This is a genomic window from Arthrobacter sp. Cza30 (assembly GCF_059090765.1).
In genome coordinates, this window is record NZ_JBNHGA010000004.1 from 215,629 (window position 1) to 234,571 (window position 18,943).

Annotated in this window: 20 protein-coding genes and 1 tRNA gene; 10 read left to right on the top strand and 11 right to left on the bottom strand. The window is 70.3% G+C overall.

Features of this window, described 5'->3' with window-relative positions; translation table 11 throughout:
* Positions 1–97: 97 nt before the first annotated feature.
* Positions 98–277, top strand: coding sequence for a hypothetical protein (locus AC5RVZ_RS14585; protein ID WP_494066491.1), 180 nt, complete (start codon positions 98–100; stop codon positions 275–277).
* A gap of 39 nt (positions 278–316) precedes the next feature.
* On the opposite strand, the gene AC5RVZ_RS14590 is transcribed toward AC5RVZ_RS14585, so the two are convergent.
* The 3 genes from AC5RVZ_RS14590 to AC5RVZ_RS14600 form a co-directional block, all read right to left on the bottom strand.
* On the bottom strand, positions 317–1,693 hold the full coding sequence (locus AC5RVZ_RS14590) for a hypothetical protein (protein WP_494066492.1): 1,377 nt from the start codon (positions 1,691–1,693) through the stop codon (positions 317–319).
* A complete protein-coding gene (locus AC5RVZ_RS14595; RefSeq protein ID WP_494066493.1) occupies positions 1,690–3,810 on the bottom strand; it encodes a CHAT domain-containing protein in 2,121 nt (706 codons plus the stop codon). Before AC5RVZ_RS14595 ends, AC5RVZ_RS14590 begins: the two co-directional genes overlap by 4 nt.
* 111 nt (positions 3,811–3,921) lie before the next feature.
* On the bottom strand, positions 3,922–4,551 hold the full coding sequence (locus tag AC5RVZ_RS14600; RefSeq protein WP_494066494.1) for a hypothetical protein: 630 nt from the start codon (positions 4,549–4,551) through the stop codon (positions 3,922–3,924).
* 207 nt (positions 4,552–4,758) lie between these two features.
* Here AC5RVZ_RS14600 and leuA point away from each other — a divergent pair, with 207 nt between their 5' ends.
* Entirely contained in the window at positions 4,759–6,519 is a 1,761-nt protein-coding gene (gene leuA / locus AC5RVZ_RS14605; protein WP_494066495.1) for a 2-isopropylmalate synthase, read from the top strand.
* Between the two features lie 21 nt (positions 6,520–6,540).
* On the opposite strand, the gene AC5RVZ_RS14610 is transcribed toward leuA, so the two are convergent.
* The 3 genes from AC5RVZ_RS14610 to AC5RVZ_RS14620 are packed head-to-tail and all read right to left on the bottom strand — an operon-like array spanning position 6,541 to position 8,424.
* Complete coding sequence (locus AC5RVZ_RS14610) at positions 6,541–7,227, bottom strand: trimeric intracellular cation channel family protein (protein ID WP_494066496.1); 687 nt, start codon at positions 7,225–7,227, stop codon at positions 6,541–6,543.
* A gap of 43 nt (positions 7,228–7,270) precedes the next feature.
* Positions 7,271–7,960 (bottom strand): hypothetical protein, encoded by a 690-nt coding sequence (locus AC5RVZ_RS14615; protein WP_494066497.1) that lies wholly within the window; start codon positions 7,958–7,960, stop codon positions 7,271–7,273.
* Complete coding sequence (locus tag AC5RVZ_RS14620; protein WP_494066498.1) at positions 7,957–8,424, bottom strand: MarR family winged helix-turn-helix transcriptional regulator; 468 nt, start codon at positions 8,422–8,424, stop codon at positions 7,957–7,959. The genes AC5RVZ_RS14615 and AC5RVZ_RS14620 overlap by 4 nt, the downstream gene beginning before the upstream one ends.
* A gap of 90 nt (positions 8,425–8,514) precedes the next feature.
* On the opposite strand from AC5RVZ_RS14620, the gene recO reads away from it, so the two are divergent.
* Genes recO through AC5RVZ_RS14635 form a run of 3 tightly spaced genes read left to right on the top strand, consistent with a single transcriptional unit; the run spans position 8,515 to position 10,794 of the window.
* Positions 8,515–9,255: a DNA repair protein RecO gene (gene recO, locus AC5RVZ_RS14625; RefSeq protein ID WP_494066499.1), complete on the top strand. Its 741-nt coding sequence runs from the start codon at positions 8,515–8,517 to the stop codon at positions 9,253–9,255.
* Positions 9,252–10,085: an isoprenyl transferase gene (locus tag AC5RVZ_RS14630; protein WP_494066500.1), complete on the top strand. Its 834-nt coding sequence runs from the start codon at positions 9,252–9,254 to the stop codon at positions 10,083–10,085. The genes recO and AC5RVZ_RS14630 overlap by 4 nt, the downstream gene beginning before the upstream one ends.
* Positions 10,086–10,113: 28 nt before the next feature.
* Positions 10,114–10,794 carry a DsbA family oxidoreductase gene (locus tag AC5RVZ_RS14635; protein ID WP_494066501.1) on the top strand — a complete coding sequence of 227 codons (681 nt, stop codon included), beginning with the start codon at positions 10,114–10,116 and terminating at the stop codon, positions 10,792–10,794.
* A gap of 10 nt (positions 10,795–10,804) precedes the next feature.
* Here AC5RVZ_RS14635 and AC5RVZ_RS14640 read toward each other — a convergent pair whose 3' ends face one another.
* Complete coding sequence (locus AC5RVZ_RS14640) at positions 10,805–11,308, bottom strand: glutathione peroxidase (protein WP_494066502.1); 504 nt, start codon at positions 11,306–11,308, stop codon at positions 10,805–10,807.
* An 89-nt stretch (positions 11,309–11,397) separates the two neighbouring features.
* On the opposite strand from AC5RVZ_RS14640, the gene dusB reads away from it, so the two are divergent.
* The 5 genes from dusB to AC5RVZ_RS14665 all read left to right on the top strand — a co-directional run bounded on the left by dusB (position 11,398) and on the right by AC5RVZ_RS14665 (position 16,730).
* Complete coding sequence (gene dusB, locus AC5RVZ_RS14645; protein ID WP_494066503.1) at positions 11,398–12,567, top strand: tRNA dihydrouridine synthase DusB; 1,170 nt, start codon at positions 11,398–11,400, stop codon at positions 12,565–12,567.
* A complete protein-coding gene (locus AC5RVZ_RS14650) occupies positions 12,539–13,900 on the top strand; it encodes a deoxyguanosinetriphosphate triphosphohydrolase (protein WP_494066504.1) in 1,362 nt (453 codons plus the stop codon). The genes dusB and AC5RVZ_RS14650 overlap by 29 nt, the downstream gene beginning before the upstream one ends.
* Positions 13,900–15,756: a DNA primase gene (dnaG, locus tag AC5RVZ_RS14655; RefSeq protein WP_494066505.1), complete on the top strand. Its 1,857-nt coding sequence runs from the start codon at positions 13,900–13,902 to the stop codon at positions 15,754–15,756. Before AC5RVZ_RS14650 ends, dnaG begins: the two co-directional genes overlap by 1 nt.
* A gap of 50 nt (positions 15,757–15,806) precedes the next feature.
* Positions 15,807–16,592 carry an ATP-binding cassette domain-containing protein gene (locus AC5RVZ_RS14660; protein ID WP_494066506.1) on the top strand — a complete coding sequence of 262 codons (786 nt, stop codon included), beginning with the start codon at positions 15,807–15,809 and terminating at the stop codon, positions 16,590–16,592.
* A 65-nt stretch (positions 16,593–16,657) separates the two neighbouring features.
* Positions 16,658–16,730 (top strand) — tRNA-Asn (locus AC5RVZ_RS14665).
* A 66-nt stretch (positions 16,731–16,796) separates the two neighbouring features.
* Here the strand turns inward: AC5RVZ_RS14665 and trxA are convergent.
* From trxA to AC5RVZ_RS14685, 4 genes are all read right to left on the bottom strand, one after another.
* Positions 16,797–17,234 carry a thioredoxin gene (gene trxA / locus AC5RVZ_RS14670; RefSeq protein ID WP_494066507.1) on the bottom strand — a complete coding sequence of 146 codons (438 nt, stop codon included), beginning with the start codon at positions 17,232–17,234 and terminating at the stop codon, positions 16,797–16,799.
* Complete coding sequence (locus tag AC5RVZ_RS14675; RefSeq protein WP_494066508.1) at positions 17,231–17,551, bottom strand: glutaredoxin family protein; 321 nt, start codon at positions 17,549–17,551, stop codon at positions 17,231–17,233. Before AC5RVZ_RS14675 ends, trxA begins: the two co-directional genes overlap by 4 nt.
* Positions 17,548–18,096 (bottom strand): peroxiredoxin, encoded by a 549-nt coding sequence (locus AC5RVZ_RS14680; RefSeq protein ID WP_494066509.1) that lies wholly within the window; start codon positions 18,094–18,096, stop codon positions 17,548–17,550. Before AC5RVZ_RS14680 ends, AC5RVZ_RS14675 begins: the two co-directional genes overlap by 4 nt.
* Before the next feature lie 182 nt (positions 18,097–18,278).
* Positions 18,279–18,809, bottom strand: a complete 531-nt coding sequence (locus AC5RVZ_RS14685) for an Hsp20/alpha crystallin family protein (RefSeq protein WP_494066510.1) — start codon at positions 18,807–18,809, stop codon at positions 18,279–18,281.
* Positions 18,810–18,943 lie beyond the last annotated feature (134 nt).

The following is an 18,943-nucleotide window of genomic DNA, read 5'->3' on the forward strand; positions in this document are numbered from 1 at the left end:
GCGCGGGCGCGCCCGACCCCGTGCGGGCGGAGTGCGCCGCGCGTAGCATGGTCGCACCGCCGCCCACGGCTGCCAGCGGCGGAGGGATCGGATAGCCATGACGCACACGTCGGTGTGGACGGACCCGAGGGACGAGATCGAGGTCGGTGTCCTGATGGCGGACGGCCGCTTGGCGCCTCGCTCGTTCCGCACGCGAGCCGAGGCCGAGGCCTGGGCGCGTCCGGAGGAGGGGGATCGCGTCGTGGAGTGGAACGTCATCTGCGCCTGCGACACCTGACCTCGGGGTCGGCGATCCCGACCTGGTGACGCCCGGGTCTCATCCCCTGTCTGCGAGCGCCGCCCGCCACGCGAGCTGCACCAGCTCCCGGTGGGCAAGGTCGTTGTGCGCGCCGGAAGCTCCTTCCAGCCGGGAGATCACGGCGCTGGCGTCGATGTTGTGGACGGTCGCCGGTGAGAACGCCGCCTCCGGCGCCCGCCCCGACTGCAGAGGCGGCAGCTCGACGGCATCCGGAACGCCTTGGATCCCGAACGTGCCGATCCCGCCGTACTTCGGCAGGTCGTCGCCGAGGAGGAACTGACCCGCCACCCGAACCGCGAGGGGATAGTACCGACCGACGGCGTGGTCCCACTTGGACCGCGTCGCCACGATGGGACCGGTCACCCTGGCCGGATCGACGATATCGGCGAAATAGCCCTTGCCCCCGCCGACGTCCCGCGGCACGTTCTGGGAGAAGGCCCACAGCGAGACGGCTCCCTGCGCGAGGAAGAGCGACGCGACGGGCCGCGGCAGCGGCTCGGGGTCGTCGCCGGCACCCCGCACCGCGCCGGACATCACGATGGTGCCGAAGCTGTGACCGAGCAGGTGGATGCGCGCGGGGGTCGCCTCCATGAGTGCGCGGACCAGCCCGGCCGCTCCGCTCTCGCCGAACTCGCGCGCCTGGTTCTTGCCGTGCCAGAAGGTCAGCTGCCGAAGCGGCGTCAGGATCGCCTCGCGGAGCTTGGAGAACCAGCCGTCGCCGAGGAGGCCGTCGTCGCCTTCCTCGCCATGCCGCTCCGCGGCTTCGGAGAACGAGGCCTCGGCGTCCCACCCGGAGCTCAGCAGCGGGTCGTCGCCCGCCGCGCCGATGCGCTCGGCGAGCCGCCGGTAGGCATCGGCCACATCGGAGGGCAGACGGTCGCGGGGCTCGGCATCCCGCTCGGGATCGACGTCCGCGACGTGCTCCAGGACGGTCCGCAGCGCGTCTCTGACGTCGGGATCGTCGCCGAAGCGCTCGGCATACTCCGCAACGGCGTCGTCCACGGTGATCGAGTCCCCGCTCGCCTCCGGCTCATCGGCCAGCAGGCCGCCGGTCGCGGCCGTCCGGATGGTGCGGTCGCTCCACGCCTTGCTGGGCCAGTGCAGCCCAATCACGAGCGGACGGATGCCGTCGCCGGGCCGGTCGGGCGCGTCGGCCGCGAGCCAGCGATCGTACTGCGAGATCGCGTCGACGTAGTCGCCCTGCCACCCGTGGCTCATGACGAAGACGTCCGTGATCGCGGAGGCGGGATCGGCCGCGGCGGCGAGCGCGGCGTCGCTCGCCGAGGTGCCGTCGGGGTCGCGGACCTCGTCGCCCCGCTTGTCGAACGCGATGAGGTGGTATTCGCGCCCAGTGCCGGGGATGCGTCGCAGGGCCATCGTGGTCTTCTCGCTCACTCGGTGGGTGCGGTCAAGGCGGGCGCGACGACGGTGTCGGTGTCGCAGTGGACGCCGTAGAGCAGACCCAGGGGGTTGCCGAACTCGGCGAGGAACCGCCGTCGCAGATCGAGCACGACATCGCCCAGGGTCCGGCCCTCGAACAGCCCGTCGAAGAACGCCTTCGCCCATTCGCTGGCGAACAGTCCGGGTGTGCGGCACTCGGTGCCGATCACGCCCCGCGCCCCTTTCGCGAGGAAGTACGGCACGAATCCGGCGTAGAAGATGGGAGCGAGCTCGCCCGATTCGCACGCGTTGAGGAACACGAGCGGTCGGCTGGGCATCTGGTCGCGCGTGGGCGCGAACACCTCGAGGTCGGCGAGCGTCACGCGCTGCGAGCCGGTCAGCACCAGCCGGGAGTGGTCGGTGTCGTTCTCGTCGGTCTCGGCGTGGCAGTACAGGTACAGCACCTTGTCGTCCGCGGCGGGCGCCAGTCCCACGCGGAGCAGATCGTCCGCCGTCGTCCCCTCCGTCACCCTGACGCCCCGCGCCGACCAGTACCGTCGCTGCTCGGCGATCGGTCGCGACGGCATCTGCTCGTCGATACCGGTGTTGTAGAGCACTCGGACGCTCAGCTCGGGCGTCGACTCGATCGTGGGCGGAGGTGGGGCGAGGGTGAGCCGGGCGAGGGGGACCTGCTCGACCACGCAGCGCATCCCGAGGAAGTTGTCCCACGACAGCGTCGCCGGGTCGAAGCGGTCGGTGACGTACACGAGCGGCCACGGCACGGGAAAGGTGCTCGACACCACCTGCAGCGTGCGCACCTCGGTCAGTCCTTCGCGCAGCCAGTCGCCGACACGACGCAGCTCGGGACTGGCGAGATTGCCCTCGAAGATGCTCTGGTACAGGCGGTAGCCGGCGAAGGCGAGCTTCTGCAGCAGCTCCGCGTTGTCTTCGGGGGTGAACTGCATGTTCAGCGCGACCCGCTCCTTCTTCACGGCGGCCAGCAGGACGTCGCGCACCGCTGCGACGCGGGCGTTCAGGTCGAAGCGGCTGATCTCGACCTTGATCGGGTCGGGCGACACCTGCAGCGCCAGCAGCTCGTAGCCCCAGTCCTCGTCCTTGAACTGCAGCGTCGCGATCCGCTTCTCGAGAACGGATGCCGCCGCCGCCGGCCGCCCGAAGCTCTCCGTCGCCGGCGGGCCGGCGCCGCCGACATCGAAGGTGATGTCCAGCCGCTGCAGGAAGTTGCCTTCGACCGTGACGACGACCGTGAGCCTCGACGAGCCCTCGTGCAACGGCGTGATCTCGAACAGGGCGCGGTTCACGGAGGTGCCGTCGCGCTGGAGGCGAAGCTGCTGGGGGAACGGCGGCGTGGCGAAATCGGCGCTCGTGACCTCGACGGTGAGGTCGATGGTGTCGCGATCCCGCGGGATCGCGACAGTCGCCGGTGCGGCAGCCACGGCGTGGGCGCTGCGGGCTCCGAAGAACACCGCCAGCGTCCGGGGCCGATCCCTCTCCAGCGCGGCGCCCTCCCGGTCGAGTTCGGCATTGAGCCAGCTCGTGATGGCGTCGCCGTCGGATGGTGCGTCCGTGTCGTGGCCGTCGGCCGTCGTCGGCGGCTCTGCCGGCGGTTCGGGCATCGACGGTTCGGGCATCGGCGGTTCCGCCGTCGGCAGGTCGGGCATGGGCGCCTCGGCGAGCGGCGGTTCCGCCATCGGCGGTGTCGCTGGAGTCGCCGAGGGCGGCGGCGGCGGACCCGCGGGGACCGCCTCTCCGCCGTCGTCGCCGAGCAGCCCGTCCCCGCCGCTCGTCGCGGGCGCCTCCTCCTCGAGCACCCGCCGCACGGTATCGATGGCGCGGTCGATCTCGTCGTCCTCACCCGCTCCGAACCCGAGAGCCCCCGCCTCGACATCGGCGCGATAGGCGTCGGCCAGGTCCGCGCGCGCCTCGAGGAGGCGCGCGAGCATCAGCGCCTGATCAGGCAGCGACGCCTCGTTCCAGAGGGCCTGCGCGGTGACCGCGTCGTAGAGGGCGAGCACCGACGCGGGGAAGAGATCGGCCACGTGTGTCCGTCCGCGACGGAAGGCCGCCGCAAGGACCACGACCTCGAAGGATCGCTCGGCGATCGACCCCATGGCGCCTCACCCTTGATCAGCAGCGTCCGTCCCGGACGCCGCGTTGCGCACAGCCTTCCTGTGCACACCATAGTGAGCCGCGCGATCAGAGGCCAGATGCCCGGGTGTCTGTCACGCGCCCACCTCGCGCAGGGCGGAGCGGATGATGACGGCGCCGTCGCCGTAGTCGTGGTCCGCCGCGTTCTGCCACGTGCCGTCGTCCCACACGACATCCACCCACAGGCGGCCGTCCTGGGGATACGACGAGAGGTAGGCGCTCCCCAGCAGATCGGGAAGCTCTTCCTGGATCTCCAGCAGCGTGCGCTCGGCGGTCGTGCCCGGCTTGCCGCCGGTCGGGTCGTCGGTCGGCATCGGGTCGTACAGGGCGAGAAGGATCGGAGGCTGCGTCACCGTCAGGGCCTCGCCGTCGTACGCGCCCTGCACCGCGTAGGCACCCCACGTGACATCCCCCGACGATTCCGCGCCCTCGACGGCATCCCATGTCCAGCCCTCGAGGGGGATCCCCTCGCACTGCGGCGGATACGACTCGGCGATCGGGCCCAGGCACAGCCGGGGCCCGTCGGGTCCGTCCAGCACGGTGCCCTGCCCGAGCACCTCGTCCTCGGGCGGCGCGGGCGACGTGGAGCCGAGGGATGCCCCGCGGCCGGCATCCGCGCCCACGGCTGACGCGCAGCCGCTCACGGTGAAGACGCCCAGGCCGCAGGCCGCGAGCGTGACGAGAAGTCGCTTGTTCCGTCGCATGTCTGACAAGTGTCGCGCCCGCGCCGATCGTCTCAGCGTAGTTCCCGGCATCCTGCTACGATCGATCCCATGCGCTTCGGCGGGCTTCTCCTTCTTAGCCGCCGCGACGAGACCTCGTTCTAGGGCCTTCCTCGTCGCGGAGCTTGTCGTTGGCCCGCACATCCGGCGTTCAGCCAGCCCGATCGGGCGACGAGAGAAGCGACAATCATGGAGAACACCCAGAAGCCTTCCGGCATGCCGATCCACAAGTATCGGCCGTTCCACGAGCAGATCCGGGTGGACCTGCCCGACCGCACGTGGCCCTCGCAGCGCATCACGACCGCACCGCGCTGGTGCGCGGTCGACCTGCGCGACGGGAACCAGGCGCTCATCGACCCCATGAGCCCCGAGCGCAAGCGCATCATGTTCGACCTGCTGGTGCGCATGGGCTACAAGGAGATCGAGGTCGGCTTCCCGTCCGCGAGCCAGACCGACTTCGACTTCGTACGACACCTCATCGAGGATGAGGTCATCCCGGACGATGTGACGATCCAGGTGCTGACGCAGGCGCGGGCACACCTGATCGAGCGGACCTACGAGGCGATCGCCGGCGCCAAGCGCGCGATCGTGCACCTCTACAACTCCACGAGCGTGCTGCAGCGCGAGGTGGTGTTCCGCACCGACAAGCAGGGCATCATCGACATCGCCCTGGAAGGCGCCCGGCTCTGCCGGCAGTTCGAGAAGACGGTCCCGGACACCCAGGTGTTCTACGAGTACTCGCCGGAGAGCTACACCGGCACCGAGCTCGAGTTCGCCGTCGACGTGTGCAACCAGGTGCTCGAGGTGTTCGAGCCGACGCCGGAGCGCAAGGTCATCATCAACCTGCCGGCGACGGTCGAGATGGCCACGCCCAACGTGTACGCCGACTCGATCGAGTGGATGAGCCGGCACCTGAACCACCGCGAGAACGTCATCCTCTCGCTGCACCCGCACAACGACCGCGGCACGGCGATCGCGGCGGCCGAGCTGGGCTACATGGCTGGGGCCGACCGGATCGAAGGGTGCCTGTTCGGCAACGGCGAGCGCACCGGCAACGTCGACCTGGTGGCGCTCGGCATCAACCTGCTGACTCAGGGCATCGACCCGCAGATCGACTTCAGTGACATCGACCAGGTCAAGCGCACGGCCGAGTACTGCAACCAGCTGCCGGTCCACGAGCGCAGCCCCTGGGCGGGCGACCTGGTGTTCACGGCCTTCAGCGGCTCGCATCAGGACGCCATCAAGAAGGGCTTCGAGGCGATGGAGGCCCGTGCCGCCGAAGCGGGCGTCTCGGTCGACGAGATCGAATGGGCGGTGCCCTATCTGCCGGTCGATCCGAAGGACCTGGGCCGTTCCTACGAGGCGGTCATCCGGGTGAACTCGCAGTCGGGCAAGGGCGGTGTGGCATACCTGCTGAAGACCGACCACGCGCTCGACCTGCCGCGCCGACTGCAGATCGAATTCTCGGGCGTCGTGCAGGCGAAGACGGATGCCGAGGGCGGCGAGGTGACCAGCGAGCAGATCTGGGCCATCTTCACCGACGAGTACCTGCCCACGACCGTGGCCGACGAGCGCTGGGGGCGGTTCGAGCTGCTGGCCACGAGCACGCGCAGCGACATGTCGGGCGACGTCGCACTCGATGTCACGCTGCGCGACGGCGACGAGACCTACGAGGCGTCCGGTCACGGCAACGGGCCGGTCGCCGCGTTCCTCGAGATCGTGCGCGCGCAGGGCTTCGACGTGACGCTGTACGACTACGTCGAGCACGCCCTCAGCGCCGGGGGCGACGCCCAGGCGGCGGCCTATGTCGAGCTCCAGGTCGACGGCGAGCGCCTGTGGGGCGTCGGCATCGACGGCGACATCTCGACGGCATCGCTCAAGGCGATCGTGTCGGGCGTGAACCGCGCGATCCGCACCCGCGAGCTCTCGGGCGCCCTCGCAGCCGTCTGACGCGCGCCGCGGACCGGCGGGTCAGGACTTGACGATCGGGATCGTCGAGGTCTCGACGGCGACCTTGCGGCGGTGGAGCGCGCGCTGCTCGGGCAGCGAGATGTCGAAGATCACCGCGAGCAGCCGGATCACCGTGGTGACGGCGATCCCGATGATCGCGGCGATCACCACGTTCAGGCCCAGGGCGTTCGTGGCCGCGAGCACGAGGCATCCCGCAGCTGCCGCAACGGCGTACAGCGACCCGACGTGCATGATCGCGACGGGGAGCCCCATGATGACGTCTCGAAGGATGCCGCCACCGACCGCGGCGCACACTCCGACGAAGACGGCGGGAACGATCGGAAGGCCCAGGACGAGCGCCTTGCTCGTTCCGAACGCCCCGAACAGGCCGATCACGAGCGCGTCCAGGCCGACGATCACCCCGTTGAGTCGCTCGAACAGGCCGGCCAGAAGCATCCCGACGAGCGCCGCGCCGGTCGCGGTCAGGAGATACCAGTTGCTCTGCAGCGTCGTCGGTGTGACGTTCAGCAGGAGATCGCGGATCAGCCCGCCCCCCATGCCGACGACGACGCCGATGATGGCCACGCCCAGCAGGTCCAGCCGGCGCTGACCGCGGAATCCGGACGCGAACAGGGCACCCTGGATGCCGCCGAGGCCGACGGCGATGAGGTCGGCCCACAGCGGGATCACGAAGGTCGGCTCATCCACGGATCCATTGTCGTCGGCGCCGGACGGTTCGGGCGCCGGATGCTCACGGGATGTGCGTGCGCACCGCCGCCATGAACCCGTCGACGTCGTCGACCCAGAGCCGGACCGCCTCGATGCGCTCTTCGCCGTGGGGCAGCCGGGCCGCGAACGGATGCTCGAACTCGATGCGCACATTCGTGGCGTCGGCCATGCGGGCGGCGTAGGTCCGGCCGCCCGGCTCGTCGATGACCTTGGGACCCTTCTCTGCCGTCACGGCGGAGCGCTCCACCGACCGCACGACCTGCCAGGGCAGGTCGAGGTCGAGTTCGGCACCCTGCCGCACGCGGATGCCGTCAGGCCCGACCGCGTGCGGACGCGTGATGAATCCGAGGAGCAGGCCCAGCATCCACGTGACGCCCCAGATCCCGACGACCAGCAGCGGGATGCGCACCCACGGCCAGCGGTGGACGATGAGGTCCACGATGGGGATCTCCACCACGGAGAGCACGATGAACACGATGAGGATGGTGGACACCGGTGCGTGGTAGGGGAACGCGCTCGCGCCGGCGGGCACGCGCGGTCGGCGGAAGAGGAACCGGTACAGGCTCTGGTACACCCCGAGCTCCATCCGCCATGCCCGCGCGGCGACGCGGCGGAGCCGCCTCGTCCACGGCTCCCCGGCGGAGGACGGCGGCGAGGGATGCCGCGCGGCCGGCGCGGGCTCGCTCTGTGCGCGAGGCGTGTCGTTCCTCATCGGTCCCGCTCCTCGGACTCGGCTCGCGCGGTGTGGTGGTCGACCAGCGAGGTGAGGCGTTCGAGGATCTGTGTCAGAGCGGTTCGGGTGGCCGTGATGGTGTCATCGCTCAAGCCGGCGATGAGGTTTGCGCCCAGCGCCTTGTGCTCGGCATCCATGCTCTCCATCTCCGACAGTCCGCGCTCGGTGAGATGCACCAGCACGGCGCGCCGGTCGGAGGGGTGCGGCTTCCGGCGGGCGAACCCGGTGTTCTCGAGCGCATCGACCAGTGTGGTGACGTGGCGCGGCGTGACGCCCACGGCCTCGGCCAGATGCGCCTGCGTCGCGGGGCCGCCGTGGTACAGGACCCACAGCAGATGCGTGCGCGGCACCGTCAGTCCTCGCCGCTCCAGCTCTCGTTGCTGATCCTGTTCGAGGAGCCGGGAGATGGCGAGCAGCGTGTCGAGGATCTTCGTGGCCGACATAGTGAATACGATACATAATGTTCTGGCGACACGGAGCGCGACGGCGCGTGGGTGCGGCCGAAGCGGCCCGTCCGCGGCGATAATTGACAGGTGCCCACCTACCGCGACGAAGTCGTGGTCCTGCGCACCCACAAGCTGGGGGAGGCGGACAGGATCGTGACGATGCTCAGCCGCCGCCACGGCAAGCTGCGCGCGGTCGCGAAGGGCGTGCGCCGCACGTCGTCGCGTTTCGGTGCCCGGCTCGAGCCCTTCATGGTCGCCGACGTGCAGCTGTACCAGGGTCGCTCGCTCGACATCGTGCAGCAGGCGGAATCGCTCGGTGCGTACGGCGCCGACATCGCCGCCCACTACGACCGGTACACCTCCGCGCACGCCATGGTGGAAGCCGCCGACCGGCTCAACGAGGCCGAGGCCACCCCGCAGCAGTATCTCCTCCTGGTCGGCGGCCTGCGCGCGCTGTCGCGCGGCGAGCACGCGTCGCGCAGCATCCTGGACTCCTATCTCCTGCGGGCGATGGCGCTGTCGGGCTGGGCGCCCGGGCTTTCGGACTGCGCCCGATGCAGCCGTCCCGGGACACACGACACCTTCGTCGCGCAACTGGGCGGCATGGTGTGCGCGGACTGCGCGCCGACGGGCTCCGCCCGCGTGCATCCGGCCACCGTCTCGCTGCTGCAGTCCCTCATGGCGGGTGAGTGGCAGGATGTGGATGCCGCGTCACCGGCCTCGAGCGCCGCGGCGTCGGGGCTCATCGCGGCGTATGCCCAGTGGCATCTCGAGCGCGGCATCCGCTCGCTCAGCCACGTCCGAGCCGCGGCAGGAGTGGATCAGTGACGCCCAAGCCGTACACGCATCGCGACGCCGTCCCGTACCGCCCGATCGACTGGACCGGCCTGTACCCGCCCGCGTACGACGCCGGAACGGTGCCCAACCACATCGCGCTCGTGATGGACGGGAACGGGCGCTGGGCCAATCGCCGGGGGCTGACCCGCATCGAGGGGCACAAGGCGGGGGAGGCGGCGCTGCTGGACGTCGTCGCCGGCGCCATCCAGGCCGGTGTGCGCCATCTGTCCGTCTACGCGTTCTCGACGGAGAACTGGTCGCGCTCGCCCGACGAGGTGCGCTTCCTCATGGGATACAACCGGGACGTGCTCCATCGGCGGCGCGACCAGCTCAACGAGTGGGGCGTGCGCATCCGGTGGGCGGGCCGGAGGCCGCGCCTGTGGTCGAGCGTCATCAAGGAGCTGCAGTTCGCCGAGCGGCTCACCGAGGGCAACGACGTGCTGACCCTCACGATGTGCGTCAACTACGGCGGGCGCAACGAGATCGTCGACGCCGTGCGGAGCATCGCCGACGATGTCGCCGCCGGACGGCTCAAGCCGTCGGCCGTGAACGAGAAGCTGCTGCAGCGGCGGCTGTACCAGCCGGACATGCCCGACGTGGACCTGTTCATCCGTTCCAGCGGCGAGCAGCGCACCTCCAACTTCCTGCTCTGGGAATCGGCGTACGCCGAGTTCGTCTTCCTCGACACCCTCTGGCCGGATTTCACCCGCGTGGACCTCTGGCGCGGGATCGACCTGTACCTCGGCCGCGAGCGCCGCTTCGGCGGGGCCGTCGACGCACCGCAGGCGACCACGGCCGCGCGAGCGCATTCGGCGGAATAGATCCGGGTCGCCCGGCGCTGTTGTCAGCATGACGGACGCCATCAGAATCGACGTATGGAGCGACATCGCCTGCCCGTGGTGCTACATCGGCAAGCGGAATCTCGAGAACGGGCTGGCCGAAGCCTCCCGCGACGACGACGCCCCCGCGGTGGAGGTGACGTTCCACTCGTTCGAGCTGGCGCCGGACACGCCCGTCGACTTCGAAGGCGGCGAGGCCGAGTACCTCGCCACGCACAAGGGGATCTCCCGCGACCAGGCCGAGCAGATGCTCGAGCGCGTCACCGGCGTCGCCGCCGAGGCGGGCCTGCAGTACCGCTTCGACATCCTCAAGCACACCAACACGGTCAAGGCGCACGAGCTGCTGCACTTCGCCAAGGAGCACGGACGCCAGCATGAGATGGCCGAACGACTCATGGCCGCCTACTTCACCGAGGGTCGCCACGTCGGCCGCGAGAACGACCTCGTGGCGCTCGCAACCGATGCCGGGCTCGACGGCGAGGCCGCCCGCGAGGCGCTGCGCAGCGGGCGCTACCTCGAGGCGGTGCGCGCCGACCAGGCGCAGGCCAGCGCGTACGGGATCAACGGCGTGCCGTTCTTCGTGATCGACGGGAAGTACGGGGTCTCGGGAGCGCAGCCGGCCTCCGCCTTCGCCCAGATCGTTCGTCAGGTGTGGGCCGAACACCGTGAGCCCGCCGGCGTGGAGGGCTGACGCCCACGCGTCAGCGGGGGAGGTTCTCCTCGATCACGCGCACGATGGCCGGGTCGTCGGGCTTCACGGCCGGACGGAACCGGTGCACGTCGCCGGCCGGCGTGATGACGAACTTCTCGAAGTTCCACATGATCCGGCCCTTCTTGCCGTCGGCATCCCGCGCGCTCTTGAGCGCTTTGTAGAGCGGAGCGGCATGACTGCCGTTGACTTTGATCTTGTCGAAGACCGGGAAGGTCACGCCCCACGTCGTGGAGCAGTACTCCAGGATCTCCTCCACCGACCCCGGCTCCTGACCCATGAACTGGTTGCACGGGAAGGCAAGAACGGTGAACCCGCGGTCGACGTAGGCGCGCTGCAGGTGCTCGAGCTGCTCGTACTGCGGCGTCAGCCCGCATCGGGATGCGACGTTGACCACGAGCAGCACCCGGTCGCCGTAGTCGGCGAGCGTCGAGGTGGCGCCGTCGGCGGTTCGGAACGGGATGTCACGCAGGTCGGTCGTCGTCGCCTCGGTCATGACCTCAGGCTACGGCCTCCCGGATCGCGAGGGCTCGTCCACAGCCGGCCGCGCTCTGCGCGTGCTCAGCGGGAGTCTGGGAGAATGACATGGTGACCACTGCCCTCGCTCCCGCGCGCACGCTGCGCATCGGGCCCATCGAGCTCGATGCGCCCGTGGTGCTCGCTCCCATGGCGGGCATCACCAACACCGCCTTCCGGCGGCTGTGCCGTGAATACGGTGCGGGTCTCTACGTGAGCGAGATGATCACCACCCGCGCGCTCGTCGAGCGCAACGCGACGACGATGCGCCTCATCACGCACCACGAATCCGAGACGCCGCGCTCCATCCAGCTGTACGGCGTCGACCCGGCGACCACCGAGGCCGCGGTGCGGATGCTCGTCGAAGAGGATCGCGCCGACCACATCGATCTGAACTTCGGATGCCCCGTGCCCAAGGTGACACGCAAGGGCGGAGGCGCTGCCCTCCCGTGGAAGCTGGGGCTCTTCCGGGAGATCGTCACGCGCGCCGCCCGGGCAGCGGGCGACATCCCGCTGACCGTCAAGATGCGCAAGGGCATCGACGGCGACCACCTGACCTACCTCGACGCCGGGCGGATCGCCGAGGACGCCGGCATCTCAGCCGTCGCGCTCCACGCGCGCACCGCAGCGGAGTTCTACTCCGGTCACGCCGACTGGGCGGCGATCGCCGCGCTGAAGGAGGCGGTGACCAGCATCCCGGTTCTCGGCAACGGCGACGTCTGGTCGGCCGACGACGCGGTCCGCATGATGGACGAGACCGGCTGCGACGGTGTCGTGGTGGGGCGCGGATGCCTGGGCCGGCCTTGGCTGTTCGGCGATCTGGCGCGCGCCCTCGGCGCGCCCGGCGCTGCCCCCGCCGAGCCGGTCGACGCGACGCTCGGCTTCGTCGCGCACGCGTTCCGCCGACACGCGGAGCTGCTCGTGCAGTTCTTCGACGACGAAGGACGCGGCTGCCGTGACATCCGCAAGCACGTCGCGTGGTACTTCAAGGGCTACCCGGTCGGCGGGGATCTGCGCGCCCGCCTCGCGACCGTCTCGACCCTCGCCGAGATCGACGAGCTGCTCGCGACGCTCGACCTGGATGCCCCCTACCCGGGTGCGGCGGCCGAGGGTCAGCGGGGCCGCGCGGGCACGCCGAAGCGCCCGGCGCTGCCGGACGGCTGGCTGGACTCGCGGGAACTGGGCGTCGAGGCATCCTGCGCCCTGGCCGATGCGGAACTCGACCACAGTGGCGGCTGAGGTCGCCGGCGCGTCCGAGCGACCCGCCGGGTACGACGACGCCGACGCCGCGCGCTACCACTCCGAGCAGCACCGTTCCCAGCGCGACGACTTCGCGCGCGACCGGGCCCGCGTCCTGCACTCCGCGGCGCTGCGACGACTGGCCGCCAAGACGCAGGTGCTCAGTCCCGCCAGCCCCGCCGACTTCGCCCGCAACCGTCTGACCCATTCGCTGGAGGTCGCCCAGGTCGGGCGCGAGCTGGCGACGGCGCTGCAGCTGGCGGCCGACGTCGTCGACACCGCCTGCCTCACCCACGATCTCGGTCATCCGCCGTTCGGGCACAACGGGGAGCGCGCGCTCAACGAATGGGCCGAGTCGATCGGAGGCTTCGAGGGCAACGCCCAGACGCTGCGCATCCTCACTCGGCTCGAGCCGAAGGTCATCGACGGCGAAGGGCGCAGCTTCGGGCTGAACCTCACACGGGCGAGCCTGGACGCGTCCTGCAAATACCCGTGGACGGCCGAGCACCCGCTGCCCGACCCCGGCGGCCGTCTGAAGTTCGGCGTGTACCCGGACGATGAGGACGTCTTCCGGTGGATGCGCGACGGCGCCCCGGGCCGCGTCCGCTGCATCGAGGCGGAGGTCATGGACCTCTCGGATGACATCGCCTACTCGGTCCACGACTTCGAGGACGCCGTCGTCAACGGCTACCTCGACCCCGCCCGGCTCGCCGACCCGGCCGAGCATCACGCGCTGCTGACGGCGATCCAGTCCTGGGTGGGGTTCGACTTCGCGCGCGACGAGCTCGAGGATGCGCTGTATCGCCTGATGCGCATGCCGGAATGGATCGACTCCTTCGATGGGACGCGCCCGGCGCTGGCACGCCTGAAGAACCTGACGTCCGACCTCATCGGGCGCTTCGCCCGGGCGGCGACGACCGCGACCCGCGAAGCGTATGCGACGTCGATCCTCACCCGGTACCGCGGGCACCTCGTCGTGCCGCGCGTCGTGGAGGCCGAGATGGCGGTGCTCAAGGGCATCATCGGCGCCTTCGTGGTGTCCATCGAGGGACGCAAGGATCTGTACAGGGAGCAGCGACGCGTGCTCAAGCGCCTCGCGACGGCGCTCTGGGAACGACCGGAAGCACTCGATCCCCTGCACGCGGCGGATTTCGACGCGGCCCAGACGGATGCCGCACGCCGGCGTGTCATCGTCGATCAGGTCGCGAGCCTGACCGACCAGCTCGCGATCGCCTGGCATGGGGCGCTCGTCGCGCCCGTGGACGCCGCATCCCTCGGTGTGTGGTCGCCGGGAGCGCGTCCCGTGGACGCGCACGTCCGCGGGGAGGTCTGATGGCCGGGCGCATCCGACAGGCGGACGTGGAAGAGGTCAAGGCGCGCACGAACATCGCCGACATCATCGGCGAGCGGGTGGCGCTGAAATCCGCGGGCGTCGGGGCCCTCAAAGGACTCTGTCCCTTTCACGACGAGCGCAGCCCGAGCTTCAATGTCCGCCCGCAGGCGGGGTTCTACCACTGCTTCGGGTGCGGGGAGTCCGGCGACGTGTACTCCTTCCTGCGTGCGATGGACCATGTGTCGTTCACCGAGGCGGTCGAGCGGCTGGCCGCGCGCATCGGGTACACCCTTCATTACGAGGACGGCGGGGCGGCTCCGGAGAACTCCGGCCGGGCCCGCCTGTATGCGGCGAACGCCGCCGCGGCCGAGTACTTCCGATCGCAGCTGGCCGGCGGCGACGCCGATGCGGCGCGGCGCTTCCTCGGGCAGCGCGGCTTCGACGCCGGCGCGGCGGCGCACTTCGGCGTGGGGTACGCACCCAAGGGCTGGTCGGGACTGCATGCCGCGATGCGTGCTCAGGGGTTCTCCGATGAGGAGCTGAGCGCCGCCGGGCTCGTCTCCCAGGGGCAGCGGGGCGTGTACGACAGATTCCGGGGCCGCGTGATCTGGCCGATCCGGGACGTCACCGGTCAGGTCATCGGATTCGGTGCGCGGAAGCTGTACGACGACGATCCGGGCCCGAAGTACCTCAACACGCCCGAGACCTCCATCTACAAGAAGGCGCAGGTGCTGTACGGGCTCGACCTGGCCAAGCGTGCGATCTCGCGCGATCATCGCGTCGTGGTCGTCGAGGGCTACACCGACGTCATGGCGTGCCACCTCGCCGGGATCACGACGGCGATCGCCACCTGCGGCACTGCGTTCGGGTCCGATCACATCACGGTGCTGCGCCGCGTCATGGGCGACGACTCGGCGGCCGGCGAGGTGGTGTTCACCTTCGATCCCGACGCGGCGGGACAGAAAGCCGCTCTGCGTGCGTTCGCCGACGCCAAGCGCTTCAACGCGCAGACGTACGTCGCGACCGGACCGGAGGGGCTCGACCCGTGCGACCTCCGGCTCGCGCGTGGCGACGGCGCCGTGCGCGCCCTCATCGAGACGAAGGTCCCGATGGTCGAGTTCGTGCTCGACCAGCGGATCTCGGGGTTCGACCTGGCCAGCGTCGAGGGGCGCGTGGGCGCTCTGCGCGCTGCTGCCCCGGTGGTCGCCGATCTGCGGGATCCGCTGCTGCAGCCCGAGTACGTCCGCGTCCTGGCGCGCCGGCTCGGCATGGACACCGAGGACGTCCGGCGCGAGGTCGAGCGCATCGCGCGCGGTGCGCGACGGGATGCCCCGGCCGGCGCTGCGTCGGCGACATCCGATCCCGCTCCCGAGCCGGCGATGACGCGTGTCACGCTGGCCACTCTTCCCCGGAATCCGGATGTCAGCCTCGAGCGCAACGCGCTGATGGGATTCCTGCAGTTCGGGCACCGCATGGAGTCGTCGCTGGTGACCCGAGCCCTCGACCTGCCGTTCCGGCATCCCGCGCTGGAGGCCGTGCGCACCGCCGTCCGCGCCGCGCCGGACATGCAGCGGCCCGGGTGGGCGATGGATGCCGTCTCGAGCGTGCGAGAACCGTACCGGGGCCTGGCTGCTGCGCTGCTCGCGGGCGACTTCCCGGCCCTCGACGACGACGAGGCGGTCACCTCGACAGCGGACCTCGCGCGCCACCTGATCAAGCGGGCGCTGGAGCAGGAGAAGCAGGAGCTGCTGGGGGCGATTCAGCGGGTGCCGGCGGACTCGGAGGATGGGCGCCGCATCCGGCTGCGGCTGCGCGAGATCGACGTGGAGCGTCAGAGCCTGCTGGCCGACGTCTGAACCGCGCATCCGGCTGGCGTCGACCGTCCTGGGAAGGCAGGATGGGTGCCATGCCTCGCCGCCGAGAAGCCGACGTCGCGATCGACTGCGCGGACCTCTCGATCGCCCGTGCCGGGCACGGAGCGTCGCAGCGTGTGATCGACGGTGTGACCTTCCGGCTGGACCACGCCAGCGCGCTGGCGGTGATGGGACCGACCGGGGCGGGGAAATCGTCCCTCGTGGCTGTGCTGGCCGGTGCGGACGAGCACGGGCTGGCTGTCGTGGGAGGACAGGCGCACGTCGAAGGAATACCGGTCCGCCGCCCGGGCAGAGCGCACCGCGAGCTGACCTACCTGACGGGTTACCTGCCGCAGTCCGCCGGCGCGCACCTGCCGGCGCGGCTCACGGTCTCCGAGGTGATCAGCGAGCCGATCACCGCTCGGGATCGCCGCGTCAACCAGCGGGCGCTGGCGGTGCGCGTGGCCACTCTGCTCGACGAGCTGCAGCTGCCGCTGGGCGCCGCGGCGAAGTACCCCTACGAGCTGAGCGCGGGCATGCGGCAGCGGGTCGCACTCGCACGGGCCCTGGTCCTCGAGCCGCGGGTGCTCATCGCCGACGAGCCCTTCGCCAACCTGGACGTCGAAGTGCGCAAAGCCGCGCGGGACGCGATGCTGCGACGCCGCCGCGACTTCGGCATGTCGGCCCTCGTCGTCACGAACGAGGCCGACGTCGTGCGAGAGCTGGACGCCGACGTCCTCGTGCTCCGCGGTGGTCACGCGGTGGCATACGGTCACGGCACGCAGGACCTGCTGTGGACGCCGAGCGGCGAGGCCGACCGGCGCCTGGTGTCCTCATAACGGTCACGAGCACCCTCGCGGCTTTGCTAATATGGTGGGGTTGCCCGCGCGAGAGCGCGTCGCATTCCTCCATAGCTCAATTGGCAGAGCAATCGGCTGTTAACCGATAGGTTCTTGGTTCGAGTCCAAGTGGGGGAGCGGAACGGCTCGGAGCTCCACCTCCGAGCCGTCTCTTTTTGTCCCGGCGCCCGTCGGCGCCGCCGCTCAGGGCGCGCCGAGCGCCGACTCGACCCACGTTCGCAGCTGCGCGGCCGGTACCGCGCCGACCGTGCGCGCCGCCTCCGCGCCGTCGCGCCACAGCAGCAGCGTCGGGATGGCACGCACATCGTTACGACGCGATACCGCAGGGGAGCGGTCGGCGTCCACCTTCACGACCTTCAGCCGCCCCGCCATATCCCTGGAGAGCTGCTCGACGACCGGCGCGATGGCGCGGCAGGGACCGCACCACTGCGCCCACACGTCGACGAGCACGGGGAGCTTGCTGCGCATGACGGCCTCGTCGAACGTGTGGTCATCCGCCTCGACGAGCCAAGGGAGATCCGCATGACACGCGGCGCAGCGAAGGCGGCCCCGCCCGCCGCGCGGCACCCGGTTGCGGGCGCCGCACGACGGGCACGGGGTCACGAGGTCCGGAGCGCTCATCGCCACACTCCCCGGGACGCAAGCACCCTGTCCACCTCGCGCAGCGTCGGCTCCATGAGCCATTCGCCATCGATGTGCACGACGGGTGTGCGCAGCCGACCCGCGGCCAGCGCTCGGAGCTTGCGATGGGCGTCCGGATGCCGATCGAGATCAACGTAGGCGTGATCGATGCCGGCGCGGTCCAGTGCCCGCCGGATCAGCTGCGTTCGGCCGCACCAGGCGTTGCCGTAGATCGCGATCGGAATCTGTGGGCGCACCGCGGCGTGCGGATACGACCACCCCGTCCGACGACGAGCGTCGAGGTCGTAGAGGGTCATGTGCGCACCTCCTCAGGTCTGTCGGAGTGCGAGGACGAGACGTCGTCCATCGCCGCGATCAGTTCGTCGAAATCGGGAAGGTGATGAAGCTCCGCGGAGACATGGGACCAGCGGATGACCCCGTCGGCGTCGACGAGGAAGATGGCGCGCTCGGAGAATTCGTCCTCCTCGCGCCAGATTCCGTAGCGCCGAGCCACCTCCCCGTGGGGGTTGGCATCCGACAGAAGCGGGAAACGGATGCCCCGTACCGCCGCCCACGCCCCGTGGCTGTAGATGGAGTCCACCGAGATGCCGAGCACCTGGAAGCCACGTGAGGCGAACTCGTCGTACTCCTGCTGGTAGAGCTCGAGCTGCACGGAGCAGCCGGGGCTCCAATCGAGCGGGTAGAACACCAGGGCCACCGGGCGTCCTCGGAAGTCGGACAGGCGGACCGGCGTGCCGTCCGCCTGCGGCAGCTCGAATTCCGGGGCGGCCGTGCCGGCAGCCAGACCCTCGGCCACCCGTGCACCGGTCATCGGCGGCGCGGTTCGGGAGCTCTCGGACATCGATCTCCGGGTCGTCGCTCCCCGGCGCGAGGGGCGGGAAGGTGTCGACGAGGGCGAGGGGATCGTCTCGCATCAGACCCTCCTCGCCGGCGCCGGGCGACGGATGCGGACCGGGATGTCGCCGCGCACCCGAGAGTCCCCGGGACCGCCGCTGTCGCGGCGGCCCCATGGGAACCATCGCGTCAGGACGCGATCGAGTGCGCGGCGGGCGCTTTTCCCTCGACGGGCTGACCCGCCGTGGACGCGGCCCCGGCGTGCTCCTTCTCCTGCACCTGCACCGTCTCCTGAGTGCCCAGGGCACGCTGTCCGGAGCCTGATTCGACCGCGATCTTCCGCGGGCGAGCCGACTCGAGGAGCGGGATGGCCACGGTCAGCACGCCGTCGCGATAGTTCGCGCTGATCTTGTCCACGTCGACGTCCTGCGACAGGGTGACCTGGCGCATCATCTGCGATCGAGAGCGCTCGCGGACGAGCCACTCACCCCGCTCGTCCTCGCTGGAGTGCGAGCGCTCGGCTCGCACGGTGAGCCAGCGGCCGTCGACCGAGACGTCGATCGAGTCGGGGTCGACGCCCGGAAGGTCGGTCTCCAGGACGTACCGGTCGGCGTCCCGTCGCAGGTCCATCGGCGCCGCCATGGTCGTCATGCCGTCCAAGGCGGTTTCGAAGACCGACTCAGGACGATCGAATGCACGCAACGTATCGAAGAGCATCATCAAACCTCCTTGTCTGGTCGTGTGGTTTCGGTTGTATCCACATCGACGCCATGAGGAGGTCGATTTATTCCCGACTCGACAGACTTTTTTTCGAGTTCGTTCGACGCTGTCCGCCGCTGCCGCGCAGCGCCGGC